This window comes from Micrococcus sp. MS-ASIII-49 (genome assembly GCF_000946635.1).
GTDB classification, from domain to species: domain Bacteria; phylum Actinomycetota; class Actinomycetes; order Actinomycetales; family Micrococcaceae; genus Micrococcus; species Micrococcus luteus.
Genome location: NZ_JXSP01000153.1, coordinates 1 through 4,143 on the forward strand (window position 1 = coordinate 1; position 4,143 = coordinate 4,143).

4 protein-coding genes are annotated in these 4,143 nt (G+C 73.9%); all 4 read right to left on the reverse strand.

Annotation, left to right across the window (positions count from 1 at the left end):
- Positions 1-1,712, reverse strand: a 1,712-nt coding sequence (gene secD / locus SJ20_RS10135) for a protein translocase subunit SecD (RefSeq protein ID WP_044659826.1), incomplete at its 3' end; no start/stop codon positions are given.
- 70 nt (positions 1,713-1,782) lie between these two features.
- Positions 1,783-2,214 carry a preprotein translocase subunit YajC gene (gene yajC / locus SJ20_RS10140; protein WP_036317946.1) on the reverse strand — a complete coding sequence of 144 codons (432 nt, stop codon included), beginning with the start codon at positions 2,212-2,214 and terminating at the stop codon, positions 1,783-1,785.
- A 60-nt stretch (positions 2,215-2,274) separates the two neighbouring features.
- Positions 2,275-3,297, reverse strand: a complete 1,023-nt coding sequence (ruvB, locus tag SJ20_RS10145; protein ID WP_036317944.1) for a Holliday junction branch migration DNA helicase RuvB — start codon at positions 3,295-3,297, stop codon at positions 2,275-2,277.
- On the reverse strand, positions 3,294-3,938 hold the full coding sequence (ruvA, locus tag SJ20_RS10150; protein WP_036317942.1) for a Holliday junction branch migration protein RuvA: 645 nt from the start codon (positions 3,936-3,938) through the stop codon (positions 3,294-3,296). The genes ruvB and ruvA overlap by 4 nt, the downstream gene beginning before the upstream one ends.
- Between the last annotated feature and the right edge of the window lie 205 nt (positions 3,939-4,143).

Sequence of the window (4,143 nt, forward strand, 5' to 3'; positions counted from 1 at the left end):
CGGGGGGCGCCCGTCGCGACGAGCGGGCGCGGGGCGTCGGCGGCCGCCGCGTCAGCCGGCTCGTCGGAGTCCTCCGCCGGGAGCCCGGTGCGGGGGGCGTGGGCGGGCTCGCGGAAGCGGCCGGCGCCCTGATACAGGGACGGCCCGCCCAGCAGCGACGGGTCCAGTCCGGACATCGGGTGTCCCTCGCCCACGAAGCGGGTCTGGGCCAACAGCACCATGAGCGGGTGGGTGAACATGAACACCACGATCAGGTCGGCGATCGCGGTGAGGCCGAGGGTGAACGCGAAGCCGCGCACGTTGCCGACGGCCACGAAGTACAGCACGACGGCGGCCAGCAGGTTCACGGCCTTGGACGCGGTGATCGTCCGCCGGGCGCGCTTCCAGCCCTCGTGCACGGCGACGGGCACGGTGTGGCCCGCGCGCAGCTCGTCCTTGATGCGTTCGAAGTAGACGATGAACGAGTCCGCCGTCAGACCGATCGCCACGATGAGCCCGGCGATGCCCGCGAGGGACAGGCGGTAGTTGTCCGTCCAGCCCAGGATCGCGATGGTCAGCCACGTCAGCACGCCCGCCACGATGATCGAGGCGAAGGTCAGCAGGCCCAGGGCCCGATACTGGAAGAACTGGTACACGGCCACGAGGCCGAGGCCGATCAGGCCGGCGATCAGGCCCCAGAAGAGCTGGTCCCGGCCGAGCGTGGCGGAGATCTGCTGCTCGGACTCGATCGAGAAGGAGATCGGCAGGGAGCCGTAGTTGAGCTGCTCGGCCAACTGCGCCGTCGTCTGCTCGTTCAGGGTGGGGCCGCTGATCTGCGCGCTGCCGTTGGTGATGACCACGTTGGACTGCGGCGCGGAGATCACGTCCCCGTCCAGCAGGATCGCGAACTGCTTGCGCGGGTCGCCCTCGGGGTACGGGGTGAGCTTCTGGGTGACCTCCGTGAAGGCCTTGGTGCCCTCCTCGTCGAACTCGATGTTGACGACCCACTGGTTGGTGGAGACGCCGCCCTGGGCCTGGGCCATGCCGTTGGACGCGCCCTTGATCTGGGTGCCCGGGATGACCACGGGGCCCAGGATGTACTTCTGGGCCGGCGTGACGGCGCCGTCGGCGAGCTCCTCGGAGGGCTGGCAGGCGACGATCGCCCGGTCGGACGGCGGCGGGGGCGCGGCCGGGTCCCGCGGGGCGGTGCAGTCCGTGGCCTGGAACTCGGCCAGCAGGGCCGGGGTGACCCAGTTCGGGTCGTAGGCGTCCGCCGGCTCCCCGTCGGGCTTCGGCAGCTGGTCTTCTGGCAGGCGCTGGTCCTCGGGGGTGGCCTCCCCCGGGCCGGACTGCAGCACGGGGCGGAACTGCATGTCCGCGGACGCCTGGATCAGGCGGCGGGTCTCCTCGTCCGGGACCCCGGGCAGGGAGACGACCACGTTCTGGGAGCCCTGCGTGGCGACCTCCGCCTCGGCCACGCCGGAGCCGTCCACACGCTGGCGGATGATCTCCACGGCCTGGTCCAGCTGCTCGGGGGTGACGGACTCGCCCGTCGAGGTCTGGGGGGCCAGCACCATCTGCGTGCCGCCCTCGAGGTCGAGGGCGAGCTTGGGAGCCCAGGAGGCCGCGCCGGAGGCCACGCCCCCGCCGAGGATCGCGGCCAGGACCACGAGGAGGGCGGCCAGCCAGGCCAGGGTGCGCCCGGCGGAGCCGGTGGGTGTTCTCTTCGCCATTGCTCAGGTGCTTCCGTCACATTCGAGCGGCCCCGCCAGGCGGGGCCGCGTGTGCAGGGGTGGGTGGGCCTCAGGCCAGGTCGTCGCGGCGCGGACGCGGGTCGTCGGCGTCGTCGGCGCGGTACTCGGTGCCGGGGGCGTCATCCAGACGCGACGGGTCCGTGGTGGGCGCGGCGGCCGTCTCCGGCTCCACGACGGTGGTGACGCCCTGCAGGTGCACGTCCATGCGGGTGCCCGGGGCGGTCTCCAGCGTCACCCGCTGGCCCTCGGTGTCCACGGCCACGACGGTGCCGAAGATGCCGGCGCCCGTCATGACCTCGACGCCTGGGGCGAGGGTGCTGCGCATCTGCGCCTGCTGCTGCTGCATCTTCTTGCCCTTGCGGAAGGAGAGGAAGAGCATCACCGCGAGCAGGGCGAAGGCGATGAGCATGAGCAGGCTGCCGCCACCCCCCTGGGCCTGCTGGGCGATCACGGGCAGGGTCGCGGCGGTGGCGACGGGCATGGGGGACTCCTGATGCTCGGGGTGGGCGGGCCTGTCCAGTGTAGGGGCCCGCCCTGGGCGTCACGGCCCCGGCGTGGCCTCCGGAGCGGCGAGGCCCAGGTGCTCCCAGGCCCCCGGCAGCGCGACGCGGCCACGGGGGGTCCGCGCCACCATGCCCTCGCGGATGAGGAAGGGCTCGGCCACGGTCTCCACGGTCTCGGCCTCCTCCCCCACGGCGGTGGCCAGCGTGCTGAGCCCCACGGGCCCGCCGCCGAACGTGGTGCACAGGGCCGTGAGCACGGACCGGTCGAGCCGGTCCAGGCCGCGCCCGTCGACCTCGTACATGTCCAGGGCGGCGGCGGCGTCGTGCGCGCCGACCTCGGCCAGCCCCTTCACGAGCGCCCAGTCCCGCACGCGGCGCAGCAAGCGGTTGGCGATGCGCGGGGTGCCGCGCGAGCGCCGGGCGATCTGCCGGTACCCCTCCGTGGCCAGCCGCATGTCCAGCAGCAGGGCGGAGCGGCGCAGGACGCGCTCGAGCTCCACCTCGGTGTAGAAGTCCAGATGGCCCGTGAAGCCGAAGCGGTCGCGCAGCGGCCCCGGCAGGAGGCCGGCCCGCGTGGTGGCGCCGACGAGCGTGAAGGGCGGCAGCTCGAGCGGGATCGAGGTGGCGCCGGCGCCCTTGCCCACCACGATGTCCACCCGGAAGTCCTCCATGGCCATGTAGAGCATCTCCTCGGCCGGGCGGGACATCCGGTGGATCTCGTCGAGGAAGAGCACCTCGCCCTCGGTGAGCGAGGACAGGATGGCCGCGAGGTCGCCCGCATGCTGGATCGCGGGGCCGGAGGACAGCCGCAGGGGGGCGTTCATCTCCGCGGCCACGATCATCGCCAGCGTGGTCTTGCCGAGCCCGGGCGGACCGGAGAGCAGGACGTGGTCCGCGGCGCGGTCGCGCAGCCGGGCGGAGGCGAGCATGAGGTCCAGCTGCTCGCGCACGCGCATCTGGCCCACGAACTCGTCCAGGTGCTTGGGGCGCAGCGCGGCCTCGAGCCGACGCTCCTCCGGGTCGACGGCCGCCGCGGACAGCGGCGAGGACTCCGCGCTCATCGCCCGCCTCGCACAGAGCCGGCCATGCCGACGTCGCGCAGGGTGGCACGCAGCAGCGCGGCGACGTCGCGGCCCTCGTCCAGCTCCGGGCGGGCCGCCACGGTGGCCTCGACGGCCTTGAGCGCCTCCTTCTCGGACCAGCCCAGGCCGGCCATCGCCTGCACGACGTCGGCGTGCCAGAGCGCCTCGACGGTCGGCTCGGCGCTCGCCTCGGCCTCCGCCTCGGGCACCGGCTCCCCGGTGGGCGCGAGGCGGCCGGAGAGCTCGACGATGATCTTGCGCGCCATCTTCGGCCCGATGCCGGGCACGCGGGTGAGGGTCTTCTCGTCCTCCTCGGTGACCGCCCGGCGCACGGTCTCGGGGTGGTGGACGGAGAGGATCGCCAGGGCGAGGCGGGGACCCACGCCGTTGGCCGTGATGAGCACCTCGAACACCTCGCGCTCGTCGCGGTCCGCGAAGCCGTAGAGGGTCAGGGCGTCCTCCTTGACCACGAGGTGGGTCTGCACCGCCCCCGGCCGGCCCTCGTGCAGGGTGGCCAGCGTCTGCGGGGTGGCGGAGAACTGCACACCCAGGCCGCCGACGGCGATGACCGCCCGGTCGAGGGCCACGTGCTCGACGGTGCCGCTGAGCGAGGCGATCATGAGGGGCCCTCCTGTCGGGACGGACGGACGCCGGTCGGCGCGGATTCGAACATATCATCGAACGCCGGCCCGGCAGCGGCCTACCGGCGTCGCCCGCCGCCCGCCGAGCGCTCGGCGTCGAGCCAGGCCCGCTGCGCGGCGGTGAGCTGGCCCCGCGGGCGGGCGCGCGCGGGCGCCTTGGCGGCGAACTGCGAGCGCCCCGCCC